At 47.6% G+C, this 18,780-nt stretch carries 16 protein-coding genes; 2 read left to right on the top strand and 14 right to left on the bottom strand.

Going from position 1 to position 18,780, the window contains the following annotated elements:
• Positions 1–215: 215 nt before the first annotated feature.
• A complete protein-coding gene (locus TH19_RS19695) occupies positions 216–989 on the top strand; it encodes a metallophosphoesterase family protein (RefSeq protein ID WP_181846492.1) in 774 nt (257 codons plus the stop codon).
• Positions 990–1,049: 60 nt separating this feature from the next.
• On the opposite strand, the gene TH19_RS19690 is transcribed toward TH19_RS19695, so the two are convergent.
• The 5 genes from TH19_RS19690 to TH19_RS19670 all read right to left on the bottom strand — a co-directional run bounded on the left by TH19_RS19690 (position 1,050) and on the right by TH19_RS19670 (position 7,158).
• Positions 1,050–1,583: a polysaccharide biosynthesis/export family protein gene (locus tag TH19_RS19690; RefSeq protein WP_114104070.1), complete on the bottom strand. Its 534-nt coding sequence runs from the start codon at positions 1,581–1,583 to the stop codon at positions 1,050–1,052.
• Positions 1,584–1,670: 87 nt separating this feature from the next.
• Positions 1,671–2,933, bottom strand: a complete 1,263-nt coding sequence (locus tag TH19_RS19685; protein WP_114104069.1) for an outer membrane beta-barrel protein — start codon at positions 2,931–2,933, stop codon at positions 1,671–1,673.
• 59 nt (positions 2,934–2,992) lie between these two features.
• Positions 2,993–3,916 (bottom strand): hypothetical protein, encoded by a 924-nt coding sequence (locus TH19_RS19680; RefSeq protein ID WP_114104068.1) that lies wholly within the window; start codon positions 3,914–3,916, stop codon positions 2,993–2,995.
• Positions 3,917–4,167: 251 nt separating this feature from the next.
• A complete protein-coding gene (locus TH19_RS19675; protein WP_114104067.1) occupies positions 4,168–4,857 on the bottom strand; it encodes a tetratricopeptide repeat protein in 690 nt (229 codons plus the stop codon).
• A gap of 3 nt (positions 4,858–4,860) precedes the next feature.
• On the bottom strand, positions 4,861–7,158 hold the full coding sequence (locus TH19_RS19670; RefSeq protein ID WP_181846491.1) for a GumC family protein: 2,298 nt from the start codon (positions 7,156–7,158) through the stop codon (positions 4,861–4,863).
• Between the two features lie 275 nt (positions 7,159–7,433).
• Here TH19_RS19670 and TH19_RS19665 point away from each other — a divergent pair, with 275 nt between their 5' ends.
• Positions 7,434–8,771 carry an O-antigen ligase family protein gene (locus tag TH19_RS19665; protein WP_181846490.1) on the top strand — a complete coding sequence of 446 codons (1,338 nt, stop codon included), beginning with the start codon at positions 7,434–7,436 and terminating at the stop codon, positions 8,769–8,771.
• 53 nt (positions 8,772–8,824) lie between these two features.
• On the opposite strand, the gene TH19_RS19660 is transcribed toward TH19_RS19665, so the two are convergent.
• The 9 genes from TH19_RS19660 to TH19_RS19620 form a co-directional block, all read right to left on the bottom strand.
• Positions 8,825–10,012, bottom strand: a complete 1,188-nt coding sequence (locus tag TH19_RS19660) for a glycosyltransferase family 4 protein (protein WP_114104064.1) — start codon at positions 10,010–10,012, stop codon at positions 8,825–8,827.
• Positions 9,990–10,463, bottom strand: a complete 474-nt coding sequence (locus TH19_RS22445) for a hypothetical protein (protein ID WP_147250799.1) — start codon at positions 10,461–10,463, stop codon at positions 9,990–9,992. Before TH19_RS22445 ends, TH19_RS19660 begins: the two co-directional genes overlap by 23 nt.
• Before the next feature lie 743 nt (positions 10,464–11,206).
• Complete coding sequence (locus TH19_RS19650; RefSeq protein WP_114104062.1) at positions 11,207–12,442, bottom strand: polysaccharide pyruvyl transferase family protein; 1,236 nt, start codon at positions 12,440–12,442, stop codon at positions 11,207–11,209.
• A 9-nt stretch (positions 12,443–12,451) separates the two neighbouring features.
• Positions 12,452–13,552: a glycosyltransferase gene (locus tag TH19_RS19645; protein ID WP_114104061.1), complete on the bottom strand. Its 1,101-nt coding sequence runs from the start codon at positions 13,550–13,552 to the stop codon at positions 12,452–12,454.
• Positions 13,549–14,427: a phytanoyl-CoA dioxygenase family protein gene (locus TH19_RS22440; protein ID WP_147250798.1), complete on the bottom strand. Its 879-nt coding sequence runs from the start codon at positions 14,425–14,427 to the stop codon at positions 13,549–13,551. Before TH19_RS22440 ends, TH19_RS19645 begins: the two co-directional genes overlap by 4 nt.
• A gap of 35 nt (positions 14,428–14,462) precedes the next feature.
• On the bottom strand, positions 14,463–15,566 hold the full coding sequence (locus TH19_RS19635) for a radical SAM protein (protein ID WP_114104059.1): 1,104 nt from the start codon (positions 15,564–15,566) through the stop codon (positions 14,463–14,465).
• A complete protein-coding gene (locus tag TH19_RS19630) occupies positions 15,541–16,893 on the bottom strand; it encodes an oligosaccharide flippase family protein (RefSeq protein WP_114104058.1) in 1,353 nt (450 codons plus the stop codon). The genes TH19_RS19635 and TH19_RS19630 overlap by 26 nt, the downstream gene beginning before the upstream one ends.
• A 3-nt stretch (positions 16,894–16,896) precedes the next feature.
• Positions 16,897–17,745, bottom strand: a complete 849-nt coding sequence (locus tag TH19_RS19625; protein ID WP_114104057.1) for a WecB/TagA/CpsF family glycosyltransferase — start codon at positions 17,743–17,745, stop codon at positions 16,897–16,899.
• 27 nt (positions 17,746–17,772) lie between these two features.
• Positions 17,773–18,762: an NAD-dependent epimerase/dehydratase family protein gene (locus tag TH19_RS19620; RefSeq protein ID WP_114104056.1), complete on the bottom strand. Its 990-nt coding sequence runs from the start codon at positions 18,760–18,762 to the stop codon at positions 17,773–17,775.
• Positions 18,763–18,780 lie beyond the last annotated feature (18 nt).

Below are 18,780 nucleotides of genomic sequence, written 5' to 3'. Positions count from 1 at the left end.
TTGCCAAAGGCCGCCAAAATCAAACCCTTCGAGCCGGGACATCGTTTTGCCCCGCAGCGTCAAGGTTCTTGACCGTAGCCCCGCTACGCTCTGCAAACCTTTCCTTGCCGGACAAAACGATGCCTCCGGCAAAGTGGATCAGATTTAAGGCAATATGCTTTAGGTATCCTTCAACCGGATGCCTATCTTCAATAGGCCAGAAGCGGGAGGAAAACTTGTTCAACTGGTTCTCGAAAAAACGTGCTGATAAGCCATCATCCAAGACAGTTCTACTCGGCGAGGCTCTTATTCCTGACGGGCAGGTTGTGTATGCGGTTGGGGATATTCACGGGCGTGCGGATTTGCTGAGAGCCGTGATCGAAAAGATTGACCGTGACGAAGTGCCGACAGGATCTGTGAAGACCGTCGTTTATTTGGGCGATTATGTTGATCGGGGACCAGAAAGTAAGGCAGTTATTGACCTACTGATAGCCAGCCAGAAAGCCGGTGCTCGACAGCATGTGATCATGGGAAATCATGAAGAATTTTTGATGCGGTTTCTCGACGACCCGGTTGGTTCGACATCCTGGTTAACATATGGGGGGGCGGAAACGCTGCTGAGCTATGGTGTCGGAATGCCGCCTGGTGTGATGACGCCCGAGAAACTTGCCAAGGCGGCAGAAGATCTTCTCGACAAGCTTGATGAAAGTGGGCATCTGGGATTTTATCGGGCTCTCGAAGATGCTGTGGTCTTTGGTGATTATTATTTCACCCATGCCGGGATTAATCCGGACCAACCGATTGACCAGCAAACTGGCGAAAGCCTGCGTTGGATCCGCGAACCGTTTCTTGGCCATATGGGCGGATACTCACATATTGTAGTGCATGGCCACACGATAACAGAAGAGCCGGTTTTTAGACCAAACCGGATTGGTATCGATACAGGTGCCTACCATAGTGGCAATCTGACCTGCCTGCGACTTGAACAGAACAGCTACAGCATTCTTTAAACCGAAAAGGCCCGGCAATGCCGGGCCAAATCACAAAGGTGGTTTGTTGTCGCGAAGCGATTAGAAGAACCGTTCTTCAACGCGGACAATATCGCCCGGAAGAACAACCGTTTCCGGTGTTGCCTTTTCCGGCTTCCGGCTTTCATCGCCGCCCCGGATAATCAGGATATCTTCCTTATCCGCGCGATAGGTAAAGCCCCCGCCAAGCGCAACCGCATTCAAAACGCTCATGCCACTGACATACGGATAGCTACCCGGTTCATTGACTTCGCCCAGAATATAAAATGGACGATAGTTCATAACTTCGATCGCGACTTTGGGGTCTTTGAGGTAACCTTCGCGAAGGGCGGATTCCATTGTCTCTTTAAGTTGTCGAAGGCTTTTCCCACCGGCATCAAGATTGCCAATCAGCGGAAGCGATATCTGGCCATCGCCACTGATTTCAAATTCACCAGAAAGATCCTGTTCACCAAATACGGTAACGCGGACCTTGTCGCCGGAGCCAAGGGTGTAAGTCGGTTGCTGGGCTGTTGCAGGGAATGACAACAATACTGCTACACAAGCCGCAATGAAAAATCCAAAAATGTGACGCATTTTCAACCCTGTAAAAAAAAGTCCCTTCGAGTTTACCCGAAGGGACTATAGCATTTTGACCAAGACAGGAACAGCTGTCTGATACTTTTAGAACTGTGCACCAAGGGTAATGGTGAAGATGTTCTGATCGTAATCATTGGTGTTCTGGTTGGAATCACGCTCTTCAAACTGGTACTTGGCACCAGCATAGAAGTTGCGGTTCAGTTTATAATCGATCCCAACAGATGCGGTGTATTTGTCATCTTCACGGGTCAGGCCTTCATACTCGCTCAGACCATATTTAAGGTCTGCTTTGGCGACAAGGTTACGAAGGAATTCGTGATCAACGCCAACACCGAAGTTGGTGCCAATGGTCGAGGACGCATTTGCTGTGGTTGTCTCGTTGATTGAACGGGAAGCTGTACCGCGAATGGTGGTCAGTTCCGTCAAGTTCCAACGCACACGTGCATCAAGGGAATAACCGTCTACATCACGCAGGCTGCTGTCTGTGTAATCCTGTTCCATCCAACCGGCGGCAAGATCTGCACGGATCAGTCGATCAAGATCAATGGCGATACCAGCCTGAACCTTGTAGCCATCCGAATCACGATTTTCGTTATTGTCATCTACACGATCATCGTAATCACGGTCATTGTAGCTCGACTTCAGGTAGGCTTCGTAACCGTCCTGAATTTCGTAACCAAGACGAACTTCACCAAGAGTTTCAAACCGGTCACGGTCATCGTTGTTGGTGGTGCCGCCAAGAAGAGTACGGTTATCATCATAATCGTAGTCTTTGGCAGTTGCACGTGCACCGATGCTGAAGCGGTTCGGCTTATAGGTTACGCCAAGTTCACCGTCCATCTGTTCATATTCAACCGGAGCCGCTGCGTCGGTCGCAACATCATCGCCACCACGGTCTTCATGCCCGAACAAATATTTCCCGGAAGCATTGAACTTTAATGCCTGGGAGGCATCATAGCGTCCCCGAACACCAAAGTTGTAGTCCTCGTAATCATCATCATCGGATGACGCATAACGACCAACTTCGGCACCGGCATCAAACTGCAAGGAATGCTGATTCCAGTCTGAACGAAGATTAAGCGTCGGCTTCACTTTGGTAATGAAGTCGTCACTTTCGTCTGTGTCAGATTTATAGATGTTGTCGTTGTAATCTTCGACAACTTCTACTTTCGGGAAGAAGCGGAAGGAGCCAACCGGCATCCCTACGGGATCATAACCTTCAGCAGTACGCTGTGCGACGCCCTGGTTCGGATTGACCTGTTCCTGGGCATGGACCGGTGTAACGACGGCTGCGGCAATTGCACCTGCAGCTACGGTCGAAAGAAGTCCCCCTTTGAGAAAACTCACGTCTATTTCCCCTTAGTAAATACGTAGTAATAACTGGATAGAGTTAACAAACCTAGAAATCAGGTCGGGCTTGCGTTGTTCTGTGCTTCGCTGTCAGTTTCAGGCTCAGCGGCAGGTTCTTCAGTTTCAGTCTCGCCTGTCGTATCGTTCTGCGCCGTTTCTGTTGTGGCTGTATCCGTTGCAGGTGCCTCCGCCGTCTCGACAGCGTTATCCGCTTCCTGGGATGCGGCATTGGCTTCGGCAACAGTCGCGTCCGCACTTGCAGCTGCTTCTGCGGCTTCCGCTGCGCCCTGCGCTGCCTGAGAGGCAACAGATGCAACCGAGTTACCGGTTGCTGCCGCGACGGAAGTAAGCACGGCTGCGGCACTGGTTCGTGATGATGCAGCAACCGTTGCTGCAATCGTACCAGCCGTCGCCGTTGAACCACTTTGCGCCGCAGCGACTGAAACCTGGGCCGCGATTTGCGCTGCTGCGGTTGGATTAGCCCGCGAAACTGCCGCAGCAACCTGAACGGCGGCCTGTGGGGCTGCACGTGTTGCTGCTGCTGCTACCTGTGCGGCTGCAGCTGGTGCCTTGGATGCAACGGCTGTTGCGACCTGCGCAGCTGCGGCCGGCACGGCGGTCGACACTGCACCTGCAATGGCGGCTGCTGATGCCGGCGCAACCGTTGTGACCGATGCCGCAACCGATGCTGCGGCGGTCGGTACTGCCTGTGAAACGGATTGGGCGACCTGTGCGGCGGCTGCCGGGTTTGCGCGTGCTGCGCGCGCAGCAATTGCTGCTGCAAGGGTCGGGTTTTGTTGTGCAAGGGTGGCAACAGCTGCACCAAGCGCGTCAGGATTTCCTGCAGCCGCGATAATTTGTGCTTCGATGGCGGTCGACAATCCTGCCGGCTGTTCCTGGGCCATTGAAAGGTTGGCTGCCCCCATGAGAAGGCCGCTTGCGAGTGCAGTTGCGAAGGTCAACTTGCGAATAGACATCATGTTCCCAAAGTCTCCAAATAATGGATCTTGCGTAACCAAGAGTCCGCTATTCGCGAAGCAGCTCAGCACGACGAATCTTATATCATCAGAAAATTACAGGAACAAATTTGTCTGATCAATTGTTTTGTCACTGTTTTTCTGTGTTGCGGCACGTAAACACCACGTTGAGTTGCAATTATACCACAGGTTGGTGTTTTTAAACTTGCATGCCCATTCTGTCTTGGCAATCGGACAGGATGCGATGGTGGGGGTTAGGTTTTGTTTAATGCTTTGATAAATCGTGTGAACCGGTTCAAATCGCCATCTGCCAAGGCAGATAGGATTACTGTCATAGCCTCGATATTGGACTTGGCCAATGTCAGAAGCTTTTTATTTTCCAGCCCGGAAATCCACCGAACTTTTTCCCGAACAATATTTTGTTGTTCATCGTCCAGTTGATCCCACAGCAGGGCGGCATATTGAATTTGTTCAACGGCAATGGGGCGCTCGTAAGGGCCCGTAAGAAGCGACATTTTCAGGGCTTCAACCGCGCTGCCATCGTTTTTTCCACCGGAAAGCAGCCGCGCATAGCTGAGGCGCAGCCAGTAATATGGATCCATCGGTGATCCGGCGACTGCATTGGTAAATGCGTTTTCAGCTTCTTCCAGATTAAGTGTTTTTTGATCGGGGGCAGTGGATCGGTTGCCAAGTGCAAGATAAACATATCCCAGTCTTGACCAGGTTACCGGATTGTCGACCCACGAGATCGCATAAAGAAGATCGTCTTTTATTTCCAGAAGTTGTTCTTCGGAAATCTGTGGATTGTTTCTATTGTCGAAAACGGGTGTTGTCAGTTCGTAAGTGATTGAACTGATGGTTCTGGGGACGGCCAGTGACAGCAGAAAAACTGCGCCGACCAACCCGATAATCGCGGGGAGCCGGCGCAAAATTGTACGTTTCATCCGTTACTTGCTCGAATAATAATCTTTGTAGCGGCCATAATAATAACCATAGTCGCCATAACCGTATTTCGAGTGCTTTTTGACATTGACTTGCGAAAGAACCGTGCCTGCAAGGTCAATACCGGACTCAACAGTTTCCTTCAGGCCCGCCTGAACAAGGCCGCGCGGTGTGCCATCCCACTTGACGACATAAAGCATTTTATCCGCCATCAGGCCGATGACCTTGGCGTCAGAAACGGCAAGTACAGGCGGGGCATCAAGAACGATAAAGTCAAAATGTTCCCGAAGTGCCTTGACGTTATCTGCCATATGGGCCGATGACAGCAGATCAAGCGCATTGGCCTGGGTATTCTTTGCCGGAAGCAGGTAAATACCGGTTTCCTCATCCTTCTTGATGGCCTGATCAAGTTGGCATTCACCGGCCAACAGCTCCACAATGCTGTGTTCGTTATCAACACTGAAAGTTCTATGCACGGTTGGACGGCGAAGGTCACAATCGACAAGCAAGACACGTTGACCGGATGTTGCTGCGACTTGCGCCAGCCATGCCGCCAGTGTGGATTTACCCTCTGACGGAACTGTGGACGTGATGCCAACCACTTTTGGCGGGGCATCAACATTGGACAGCATCAGGGATGTGCGAAGGCTTCTGACGGACTCAGTTGTTGCTGATCCCGGCTTCTGTGACGGGTATCGCCCGACATCCGTTCGACCAAGCAACGTGCCGGTTAACAGCGGCACCATCCCGATTGCCGGAATGCCGGTCATTTGTTCGATCTGCTCTGCACCCCGGAAGGTATTGTCGAGTTGTTCAAGAACAAACACAAGGACCACACCCAGGAAGAGGGAACCGACAAGCGCAACCGCGATAATCAGTTTCTTCTTCGGGGCGGATGGATCAACCGGCACTTCGGCGCGGGAAATAATGCGGGCGTCGGCTTCCTGAAGGTCTTCCTGATTGTTGGTTTCCTTGAAACGTGACAGGAAGTTTTCATAAAGCAACCGGTTTGCATTGGCTTCGCGTTCAAGCTCGCGAAGGCGAACGGCTGCCTGGTTCTGACTGCTGTTCTTGACTTCAAGCTGGTTTAAGCTTTGGCGCAATGTCGCAACCCGGGCGTCGGCAACACCCATTTCGTTGCGCAGGCTTTGGGCAATTTTACGAACTTCACCCTCGATCGAGGCACGCAGGTCGGTCAGCTCTGCCCGGGCCTTGATCATCTGGGGGTGACGATCACCGTAGCGGGATTCTAGCTCCGACACCTTTCGGATGACTTCGGCTTCCTGTGAACGCAGACGCTGGATCAGCTGTGAGTTCAAAACTTCTGCGGCAGATGAAATGTCAGAGCTGCTGTTTAGCAGGCGTTGAACCTGATTTAAGCGTGCTTGTGCTTCTGCGCGGTTGGCCTGTGCAAGGATCAGCTGGGAATTCAGTTCCGATATCTGCTGCTCAGTCATAGAGCTGCTTTGACCAGACTGCGCCGATATGGTTTCGCGATACGCCTCAACCGCCTGTTCCGATACTTCAACCCGTTGACGCAAATCGCCCAGACGATCATTAAGCCACGATGTGGCGCGACGGGTTGCTTCGAATTTTGCTTCAAGCTGATCGACGATATATTGATCGGCGATTGTATTGGCGATCAATGCCGATTTTCGTGCGCTTACGGATGTGAAATTGATGGCTATGACCTGTGATCTTCCAACAACGGCAACTTCCATGCTTTCTTGCACAGTGTTGACAACGCGGTTGGTCGTTTGTTCGGCCAGTTCATCCTGGCTCAGGATGATTTCATTGTCGGTCAAACCAAGTGCAAGCAAGACATCGTCCGGAACAAATGTTTTTGGGTCCAACAAGCTTGCGAGCCACGATTTTTTGGCAATTGCTGCGTTGAATTCCGGGTCGTTTTCAAGGTTAAGCTTTTCAACAACACGTCTGATCAGGGATGTTGATCGGATAACTTCAACCTGACTAAGCAGCGCGCCCATTTCGGCTGACATACCACTCATCACGCTTTCGATATCGACAACGTTATTTTTACGGCCATCGATGATCACGTTGGTCGTTGCTGTATATTTCGGGGTAACCTGAAACACGACAAGGGTGGTAAGGGCGGTCAGGATTGCCACAACAGAAAATATAAGTGATTTTCGGCGCCAAAGGGTGCGCAGCAGTTCCTGCAAATCAATTTCATCGCCATTTGCCGATTGCGAAATGCGGTCTGTCAGGTTTTTCAAGCGCGATGTTTTGACGTCAAGCGCGCCGTTATCGGCCACGCCGCTGACCTTCGTCGTATTATTCAAAACGGTTCCCCAAATTCTGACCCGGTTACGACCACATCGAATAATGTGGCGCAAGTTTCAAACCTATACGGAATTTGTTTATATACGGCAATAGTTCACAACCATAATTTGATCAAATTCACGGTCACTTCACGTTCATGACCAAATCGGTTTGCAGCATTTCCGGGGCTGTGTATAACACGATGAGGTTTGGGATACTGAATTCCGGTAATGATCACACGGGACAGGCAGGGGCAAATAGCGTGCATATATTACGGCGAATAGGCTTTTATGGATTGCTTGTACTTATTGCACTTGCACCCTTGCCGTTTGGTTCAAACCGCCCTTGGGCTTGGTCCATATTATCGCTTTGGGTCGGCGTTCTTGTTTTGCTTGATGCCGTTGCCGCCGGATTTGATCCGGTGCGCGGCGAAAGCCGCTTCATGGGCCGCGTCGCGTTGCCGTTCCTTCTGTTCCTACCTGTCATCATCTGGATTATCCTTCAGGCAACACCGGATATCTTTACCGATATCGCCCACCCGATATGGTCAGAGGTCAGTGCACAACTTGGACAGTTGCTTCCGAACTATGTAACGATCAGTCCCGAAATGACATGGGATGCATTGATGGTGCTGCTGGCCTATGCGGGAGTATTCTGGCTTGCAGCGCGCCATGGACGGGATCGCAAGAACGCATCGATGATGCTTAAATTCTTCGTCATCGTTTCGACGTGTTATGCGATTTACGGGCTTGTTGTGTTCTTCGGTGGCTGGGAGAAGGTCCTTTGGTTCGATAAGACAAGCTATCGGGGGGATCTAACCAGTACATTTGTTAATCGTAATAGTTACGCAACTTATGCTGCGCTGGGACTGGCGTCCTCAATTGTTGTGCTCGTGAATGTACTTGAGCATGACGTAAGAAAGAGTAGTACGTGGCGGGAAATGCTGCGACTGATGACGGATGGTGTTCAGAAAAAGGCATGGTTGCCTGTCGTCGGGGGACTGATGACTGGGACGGCGTTGATGTTGACACATTCCCGTGCTGGCTTCTCTAGTGGTATGCTCGGTTTATTCGTCGTCTTAATTGGCCTTGCCGTCAGCAGGGTTTTGCCTCGAAAATTGGCCAGAAGGTCTGCCGGTGGCGTCGTTTGCCTGCTAGTGGTCGGCTACTGGTTTAGTGGTGATGCCTTGGATCAGCGATTTGAGTACGCTGAGGGAGACGGGACCATTCGCTTTGCTGTCTATGAAGGGGTAATGCAGGGTATCCAGCTGTCTCCGGCAACTGGGTATGGCTACGGAACTTTTGAGAGTGGCTTTCGTCAGTTCAAGCCACAGAATGTTGCCTGGGCCACATGGGATTTAGCGCATAACAGTTATCTTGAGTTTTCTTTTGACGCAGGTCTAATTTCGCTGATTATGGTTCTTGCCACGTTCATTGTGATTTTTGCAAGAAATGTATCGGGCGTTGTTTCTCGACATCGCGATCAGATTTACCCGATTTTGGGTACGGCTTCTGCTTTGATTGTTGCCGTTCATAGTCTTGTCGATTTCAGCGTCCAGATTCCTGCGATGGGTATATGTTTAATGTTTGTTCTTGCATTGGGCTGGTCCCAAAGCTGGCCTAGTAAGGGCTAGCTGAAACGCTGTTTTACTGTGTGAGCTTGAACTGTTAGTAAGGCCGCTGCAGATCAGATATCTTTGGGCGTGGATATATGATTTCGAGCTTCAATTATCGCTTCTCTATAAATCGCCTCGAGAATCTCCAAATTGCGCTCGGGCGTATAATGTTCTTCATATCTGCTGCGTGCGGCTTGGCCCATAGCAGAAAGGCGCGCCGGGTTAGCGAAGGCGTGCGTTGCGATGGAGGTAAGATCCGCAGCATCACCGGGGGCAAAGTGATGTCCGGTGATTCCGTCCTCTATCAGTTCCTCTATTGCGCCAAGCCTAGATCCAATTACGGGAAGGTTATTGGCAAAAGCTTCAACCAATGTCATCGGAAAACCCTCATAACAAAGTGAGGGCATTACAAGTGCTTGTGCTTTTGCCATCATGTTCGACACTTCTGTTGGTTTGCATTGCCCAAGGAAACGGACATGCGGTGGAGCCAAGGCTTCCAGCCGCGCGCGCTCGGGCCCGTCTCCCGCGATGGTCAAAGGAACATGTTGTAAGTTCCTCCAGGCTTCTAGGAGGATATCTGCCCCCTTTTCCGGCGAAAGGCGACCTACGAAAAGTGCGCCAATGCGCGAATTCTGCTCGGAGGTGATTGTATTATATGCGAAATTTGGCTTAACGCTAAGACGTGTATGCGGTAAGCCGCCTGCGATGAATTTTCTCCGCGCAAAATCGGTTAATGTGATGAAGCGATGTACATGGCGTTGCCATGTTTCTTGTTGTCGGGCCTTGTTTTGCATTCGGAAAATTGCAACTGAACCGGGCAAGGAGCTACGATAGCAACGATGAACTACACTCCAAATGTTGCTCCCAACAAGGCATTTTTCGCAAGCTGAACCATCGCGCAGAAACAATGCTCCTGCGCAAAGGAGGCGGTAATTATGCAAAGTTTGCACCACGGCCACGCCAGATTCACTTGCTGCCTCATGAATAGCTGGGGTGAGGAGCGGAAAAAAGTTATGTATATGTACCACATCCGGTTTGTGAAGCGCGATTAGATCGCGCATCCAGCTTTTGCGTCTTGCACTATGAGGTGTAGTGAGAAAGGTATGTAGTTTTGATAACAATCCTTGGATTGAATCGTTTGAAACTATTTCTAAATGTACATCGTGTCCTCCGCGCATTAGCAGCGCATTCTCCGCTGCTACAACGGCATCTTCTCCGCCGGACTCTTGGTAGGTGTTATGAAGTACGAGAATGCGCATAATGCGATCCGTAGTTTAACGCAGCACGGTCACGCAAAGCTTGCATGAAGCCGAGGGTTATTGCGCTGCTAAAGAGGAAATTAATCGAATAAATTCCAACATTTACGGTGTTCATGATGATGAAAATGCACCCTGCAGTCCAGAACATTGAGTGTTCTGAGCCGGTAGGGATATTTCGCCGAGAGAAAACGATTGGTAAGAGCCAGACCAAGAAAAGAAAAAGACCAGGAATTCCTAAGCGTAAAGACATGTCATAGATAGTGCTATGCGTTCCAATATAAAGAAAGTCCTCGTGATAATTCTCAAGCCCCCAATTTGCTGTTGTGAGGGCATAGAACTGATTTGTGATGTATTCAGTTCCGAAGCCTACACCTAATCCGTTTGAGTCCGATAGAAGACGCCAGACGTCTCTCCACATGACAGCACGGACGCCGGAATTGTCGTCAATCACGTATAGCTCGTAGGGGTAAATTGGAGCAATGAGCAAAAATGCCGTTAGTGCAATACTTATCCCGATCAAAGCGTAGAGTCCATTACGCTTTACCAGAAGAGATAGAGGTAAAATTAGAGCAACTAGTTGCGTTTGGGAGCTTGAGGCCAAGACAAAAGTGCATGCGAGCAAGGGGATTGCGATAAATGATGGTGTTTTCTTCCTGCAGATGAGTAATATAAGTGAAATCCATAAGGTAATTGTATTGTTTGCGAGAGTATAAATACTTCCGTATCCATCATCTGAAATGCTTGTGGATACCGAAGAGACAAGAAGATGGATTCCATATAGTAATAAGGTAATTGAGAAGGCATTCTTTTCTAGTCGGTCAAAGTTATGGAGAAAAAAAAGACGAAAAGTCGTGAAGATAAACGGTAATATTAATAATGGTACGAAATGCCGAATAGCGGAGAAGTTATCATGATGTTGAGTCCATGACTGAGGCATGATTCGCATGAGCGAAAGTGTCAGAACCACCGCAGCATAAAATAGAAACGGAAGATAACGATGTCCTAACGGATTGAGTCGACCCTGTATGCAGGTTAGAGCTGCTAACATACATACAACCAAAAGTACCGGAGTTCCAAGTGGGCGTAGCAGTGGGTAAAATATCATATACGCAAGTATGGATGCGCAATACCAGTCTAGCCCCCTTGTCTTGGTAGGGTGAGCTGATGATGTTAACGTTAAGTTCTGCATTTGGGTCATCGTATTCTAGGTTTCGTAATATTCTCTTTTAATTTCTCGACTAAGCTCTCTACCAGCTTTTGGTATGTTTTCTCGGCAGAAATGAGAGACACTTCGATAGTTTCGGTATCTAAGGTATTCCAATTCTCAATCTGATAATTGTTGGGGCTGTCACCATCAAATAAGCTTGCTGGTGGCGTAGAAAATCCAAGGTCATTATATAAAAAACTTAGTTTTCCTCCGCCTTTATTATAGTCAATTCCTAGAACTTTACATCCCATCAATAAAGAAATGATAGCTCCATGGTATCGCATGGCAATACTGAATTGAGAATGACCTAATAATGATAGTATATCATGCAGAGTAGGTGGGGTCATGTCGACATTCTTTTTAAAGTGTGACATAAGAGTAGCTGTGGTTTTAAGGTCTCCCTCCTGATCCAGTTCATGTGTGGAAAATATTGAGACGCCGGATAATGGTACGATAGTTTGTAGCCAGCTTAGTTTGTCTTCTAGCCATGTAATTTGTTGATTAATATTTTTCGCAGGTGGGGCCCCATATTGTTTCGGTACAAATCGTATATTAATTGCAGTTCCGTTGCGTCTGTCTGAGCGATAATGTCGGATAATGGGCCAGGTTAGAAAGGAGGGGTCTAAGCTAGTTGTAGTTACCATATTGCTGTGTTGCCGTAAGATTGTTCCATCCGCGGCATCGACAAGTTCTTGAGCCCAGCGCCGCGTCAGTTTAAGCCGTAAAGGCCCCCATCCGCATCCGAGTATTCCTGAAACACCGCCTCTTCGATGCAAGCGTTTAACCCAGCATAACCACAAAAATAACGTTGCATCATCCATAATGGGGCCGCCACCGAAAATTAGAATGTCACCTTTTCCTAGGCGTGGTACAATAAAATCTCCACGGACTTCAACTTGGTTCAATAATTGGGAGACCAATTCAGGGTGCGATCCGCTAGACGAAGCTAATGAAGCCAACTCATTGATTGATGACACGGAATAGTAAATGTTTGACGTTATCAAAACGATTGAAGCTTTTGGATTAACGGCCCAGATTTGCTGAGCTATGCCGAGTAAAATAAGTTTGTCTCCCGCTGTCTCGGTTCCATACCAGCCTGCTACATAGAAAACAGGGTATGTTCCTCTAGGCATGTGTTTTCCTGTTGCGCGTAAGCAATGCCAGCGCCACCTCAGCCATTTGATGAGAGCTTTTATTCGTAATTTCACATCTAACAATTTCATGGGTGGCCTCTATTTGCAGAAAAAGCTGTCATAGAGTTGGGCGTGGCTCAGGGAAGCTTTCTCAATTGAAAATTGCTCTGAAAGAGCAATTCGCTTTTCAATGGGAATTGTCCAGGGTTTGGTGCCTAAAATAACCTCAATCATTTCGTCATAGTTCGTCACAAAATAGCCTAAGCCATTTAGAGAAAGTACATCTTCAGCGCCTGAAACTGGCATCGAAATTACAGGGATTCCGTTACACACAGCCTCTACCATAACAGATGATAATCCTTCGTACTGTGAGGGAATGATCACCCAATCGGCTTCTCTATACATATCTATTTGGTTGGAGCAAAGCCCTTTGAAACGGACGTGTCCGCACGACTCTTGTTCTATTTTTCGGGAAAGAGAAGTATCATCTTCTTTGCCAATCAGCGTCAGATTAAATGGTAAGTTTCGTAAGCTGTCAAAACTCTTCCGGCAATGGTCAATGAATGCATATTGTGCCTTTTGTGCCGAAATGCGTCCAATAATTCTTACGTCTGGTTTGCGCTTAGATTGTTTCTTCAGTCGATTGGTTGTGTATGTCGTTAACGCATTATAGATTATAGATTTTCTTTGGTAATGTATCTGCTGCTCAATTTTCTTTGATATGCAGATCACATGGTCAAACCTTCCTGCTCTTGTCAGGATGTTCTCGATAAAGACGGAGAGCCATTGCCAAGGAATTTTATTCCCTAAAAAACGTTCATTATGTGTTGTGCGTATTCTAATAAAATCTTTCCTAGGTAAAAGAGCATTAACCATATCTGCAAGTTCACCGTGAGAATGGATCACATCAGCACCAAAATCATTTAACTGACGAAGTGTCCAGTTACGTAATTGCCGTAAATGCGAAAAATTGCGGATAGGCTGTGCATACGATTGGCCTATATGAACGGAAGAGCTGTGCAAGCAGGTGAATGCTTGATTGTTCGGTGCTGGCCTTAGAGGTAAAATCATAATTTGAAATCCTTGGCCTTGTAGTGCGAGTGCCAAATTTCTAGCGACTAGTTCTGCCCCACCAACATTAAGAGAATGTATGATAATTGCTATGCGAGGGGGAGATTGTGCTACTGTTTGTTTTGTCAATCGTGTCGCTCCGAACTAGCATTCTTGGCAATCTGTTGCTGCCAGTCTTGAGTGTGTTGGGCTTGTTTAAATGTTTGGTAATTGAATGCATCTTCGGAGAAAACCTGATCGTCCGAAAGGACACGCGCATAAAAATTGAACTCTATGACTTCTTCCCACCAGCGTTGAGGTCCGGCAAACCAATAAAATGCATATTTTCTGTAATGTTCTGGAATCGCATCGATCTTGTTTTGATGTGGTTCGTGCGACGGGAGAAGCATTGCCTTTGCTTTTTTTCCTAATAGAGAGGCGTGCATAAGTCTATTGTCGAATATGATAACGTCACCTGAGTTAGAGGGGATTGTTTTTCCACAAAAATCGGGTGCCCGACGCAACAAACGAACAATAAAGTTTGAGAGTTTTGCCCCCCATTCCCAGCGGCATAAAAAACGTATCAGTTTATGTGTTTGCGGAAGGATCATGATGCCTCCGCCATAGCCACCATTGTTCCAATCTTGTAAGTAAACTCCAATATTTACCCACCTCGGTAAAGTGTCTGTCAATGCGCATCGTCGTGATGTTAGTTCTGAGCTAGCATCAATATGTAGACCGCTCATACTATGATGAGCGCTTTGTGTGAAGGAATTCATTTGTATGTGAATGTTAGGATAGTAAAGTACTTCCTCTTGGAAGATGTTGATCAATGCATCTTTTATTTGTTTGTTGTTTAATACCTTATTTAGATGCTGGTCTGAAATAACATTGTTTGGTTGTATTATTCTTTTTCCTTTATCGTATGATAATATTGTTTTTCGAAGGTGTTGATATTCAGATTTTGAAAATGCTGACTTAATGGTTACATATCCATTTTTTATAAAGTCTTCTCGGTATGTCATTTTTGGTTTCTCCGTTTTATGGTGACTAGAGGTGTTTATATTTTACCTTTCTTTGTAGCCCGAAACCCCATTCTTTCGCTCAGAGCAGTCGCAAGAGTTTGAAGGCGAGGATGTATCGCATGGTCATGCATGCAGGACTTGCAGTGTTTTTCTCTTACAAGTTTTCTTGCTGCCCGTATTTGTGCAGGCTCAATTTGATCTGTCAAAACATTACCTATCTTCTGACCGGATACAGAGCAGACATAAAGATCTCCATTTGAGTCCAGCATTCCCCCGTCATATTGCTCTTTACAGCGCGGGCGAATGTTATCAGGGATAGTGTCAATGTTATAGTGACCGGACAAATAGGCTATGATAAAGTTATAAAACTCTGAGCGCCCGCTATAGCGTGATGAAGAAACTACTTCCTTTAAAAAAGTAGTTACAGCACGTGCTTCTGGTGTTTCTGGGCTGATTCCCCATACTTTCATTAATTCATTATTGTATATTCGTGATACATAAACGGCTAGTCTGTAGATAATAGGAATTTTATTTTCTTTCATGTAAGTGTCAAGATTTTGTAATTGTTCAATGTTGGCGTTAACTCTACTTATGGTGCAGGCTGTTGATAATGATATTTCTGGATCTTTTAATTTTTGGATATAATCTAAAGTACATTTTACTTTGTCCCAAACATTTGGGACACCACGAGATTGATTGTGAGTTTCCCCCAGTCCGTCAACGGAAACGGTTATCAATAGCTTGATCGATTTCGGGCGAACCAAATCTATCATTTTGGGCAAGGTTGCTTTGATGCGCTCTGTATTAAATCCATTTGTAGTAATGGCTATTTGACGCAGGTTTGGAATATTAGTTATCGCTTGTTCAATGACGTTGGTTATATCTGCTCTAATGAAGGGTTCTCCTCCAGTGATCCCAAAATCGCGGATCTTATGCAAATAAGGATTGGTAAATATCCCTTGAAGTTCATTTCCTGTGGCATCTTGGCTTTTGTAGCGCCATATATCGCACATGACGCATTTGGCATTGCAGCGATTGGATACGGAAAAATTGATGAAGCTAGGATGCCGCCGGTCATTATGAAAATCATGAACCGCGACATCTCTAATGTAGTCAGCGGCGAACCGAACGAGTGACATTGACTTGCTCCATTGCGGTATTTGGCGTTCTAGGGCGGTTAGGTGATAGAGGGAGGGTTTTCATATGGGAGATTTTCCACCACGCCATAATTCCCATTGCGGTCGTAATCCAAGTTTCCACAGTGAGGACTGTCATGACGGCCCCTTTGGCACCATAAAGTGTTATCAATGGTATCGCGATGGTTAGGCTTAAAAAGGCAGCAATCAGTGTTACACCATTTATTATTTTATACAGTCCAAACGGTATTAATAACTGGCGGGACAAAATTAAGCTGATATTGGTAATCAGAGGCAATGGTGCAAACCAAGTCAATAGGATTACCGTTTCCGTAAATCCATCTGAAGCAATTAAGCTGACGATTTTTTCTGCACACAGCCACAAAACGATGCTGCCCGCCCCTGATATCATTAGAACTAACGCGGCATAAAAGCGGAGTTGTTTCCACGCTCTGACTGCATCATGCGCAAAGAGATGGCTTATGCGGGGGGCTAGAGATTGGGATAAGGGGTCGAGAATGAGAGTGATTATTTTGCGGATACGATCTGCTAGTACATAATAACCGACCATAATTGTGCCAGCCAACGTTCCTAAAAGCGTAGGTATTAATATCGTGTATAGTGCAACTGCAACTCTCGAGATAAAAAGAGATCCGCTTTCTAGAAACTCAACCCTTAAATCGTTGCGTGTGGGCCACTGCCACAAAATGATCTTCTGCTGGACTATCCACATAATTGCAACAATTGCCCCTGCGATCTTGCATCCTGCGACTATGCCCATCGCTAATGGTCCATCGTGAGGATCGTCAACTAGCAATAAAATCAAGGGAAGGCTCGATATACTAATTAGTATTTGAATGGCGGCTATATCTTTCATTCGCTCAATCCCAACCAACAACCAGACGGGAAACAGTGCCGTTGCAAATATTTGAGCCGTAACAGGTAAGGTATAAGGACTAAAGGATTCAAAAAATGGCACAGCAGTTAGTAGACAGCCCCATACTAGGGTAGATAGTAGAACTAAGCCCAATTGGATCGTCCAGCCTGCACAAAAAACTCGCGACAATGCCGTGCGATCCGTTTGTAAAATAGCAATTTTACGAACGCCATGCAGGGAGAAGCTCCAGTTAATCAATATAGTGAAGTATTCAACTATTACGAGGGTCCAGGCATAGTGCCCCCAACCTTCGTTTCCCAAATGCCTAGTCAGCCAAGGTAAGCTCACCAGTTGCACTAAATAATTCGTGATCTGGACTATTGTAAGAGCGCCAACATTCTGCACCATTTTGAATGGAAGCTTTCGTATAAAGCTGTTCGTAAAAGCGAGCATAGTTTAGCGTGTCCTGCTTTTTGGGCGTCTCGAGCGAATTTGAGGCAATTTGTTACGACTGGCTTTACCTTGGTCTAAATTCTCCAGTGCGATAAGCCATATGAATTTCGGCGCGAGCAGGATATATCGTCGCCAGAGACGTTTCGGATCGCTAAAGAGCCGATGGATGCATTCAAGCCCTAATTTTTGCATCCACACTGGTGCCCGCTTTACATTTCCCGAATGAAAGTCAAAAGCAGCGCCTACGGCGAAGAATACGCCCCGTCCACTATAAGGGGCAGCCTTGGATATAAAGTAGTCTTGCTTGGGGCTTGACAAGCCGATCCAAACAAAATCTGCGCCACTTGCGCGGATGGCGTCAAGTTCGTTACGTATTTCATCCGTCAGTTCACTCGCAGGACCTATTTCCCTCCAGGGAGGAGAAAACGTCCCGGCCACTTTCAGGCCAGGGTATTTATGAGCCAGATTGGCGGCCATGCGTTCGGCAACGCCTTCCTGTCCGCCATAAAAATAATGGGTTTGTCCTGTTTTTAGCGAAGCCGCGCAGACTGCATCGACAATATCTGCGCCGGAAACACGCCCAATTTTTCGCCCGTATCCACGCAATTTCCCTATCCATGCCAAAGGCATGCCGTCTGGCGTTACCATGTCGGCATTTTCATGCAAGGCTTGCAAGCGTGGTTCTTTGACGGCCAGCATCAGGCTTGCCACATCGCGCACGAATACCTTTCTTGCCTTTCCCGTGCGAGCCCATTCAATGAAAGTAGTTACTGCGTGCGCCATATTTACTACACTCACGGAAATGCCAAGGATTTGCATTCGGGGGATGCTGTTGTGGGAGTTAGCGCTCATCAGGTTCTTCTCTTTCTCTACGCTTACTTATTTAGTAGATGGCTGATTTTCGCCACGTTTTCTGCGTACTTGTTCTTCTACCCACGCGTAGGTCTTTTCAAGCCCTTTCACTAGAGGGGACGAAGGTTTCCAGCCAAGTGTCTCGGCAATTAGTCTATTGTCTGAATTGCGTCCGCGTACGCCGAGAGGGCCTGGGATGTGGTTCTTGTGAAGCTTCTTGCCGGCGATATGTGAAACCATATCGACGAGTTGGTTGATTGTTACCATTTCGTCAGACCCTACGTTGAATGGCCCGTTATATGGAGAGCGCAAAAGGCGTGTTGTTCCCTCCAGACACTCGTCAATATAAAGGAAGGATCTTGTCTGGTTTCCGTCACCCCAGATTTCGATGTCCCCACCGCCTTGTGCTTCAGCCACCTTGCGGCAGATGGCTGCCGGAGCTTTCTCCTTGCCACCTTCCCAAGTCCCTTGCGGTCCAAAGATATTGTGGTAGCGCGCAACGCGACATTCCATGTTGTGGTTCCGGTTGAACGCCAGATAAAGGCGCTCGGAGAAAAGCTTCTCCCAACCGTATTCGCTATCGGGTGCCGCTGGGTAGGCGGAGTCCTCTGCGCAGTTAGGGTTGTTTGGATCTTCCTGATTGTAGGCGGGATACATACAGGCAGAGGAAGAATAGAACACATGCTTGATGTTGCGCTTCAGGCACGCATCAACCATGTTGAGATTAATAGTTGCCGAATTGTGCATGACGTCGGCGTCATGTTCGCCCGTAAATATATATCCTGCTCCACCCATATCGGCCGCAAGCTGGTAAACTTCGTCAAAGCGTCTATCAATAACTCGGCTGCAGACAGCTTGGTCGCGCAAATCGCCAATCACGAAATCATCTGCATCTGTTTCTGAAAAATCCGGATACTTGAGGTCAACCGCTCGCACCCAGAAGCCCTCACGTTTCAAGCGCGAAACCAGATGTGCGCCAATAAAGCCACCACCGCCAGTCACCAATGCTGTTTTCACCTATTTCATCCTTTCCTT

This window comes from Thalassospira profundimaris (assembly GCF_003326675.1).
Classification (GTDB): Bacteria; Pseudomonadota; Alphaproteobacteria; order Rhodospirillales; family Thalassospiraceae; genus Thalassospira; species Thalassospira aquimaris.
The sequence above is the reverse complement of the archived record's forward strand: the minus strand, read 5'-3'. Positions and strand labels throughout refer to the sequence as shown.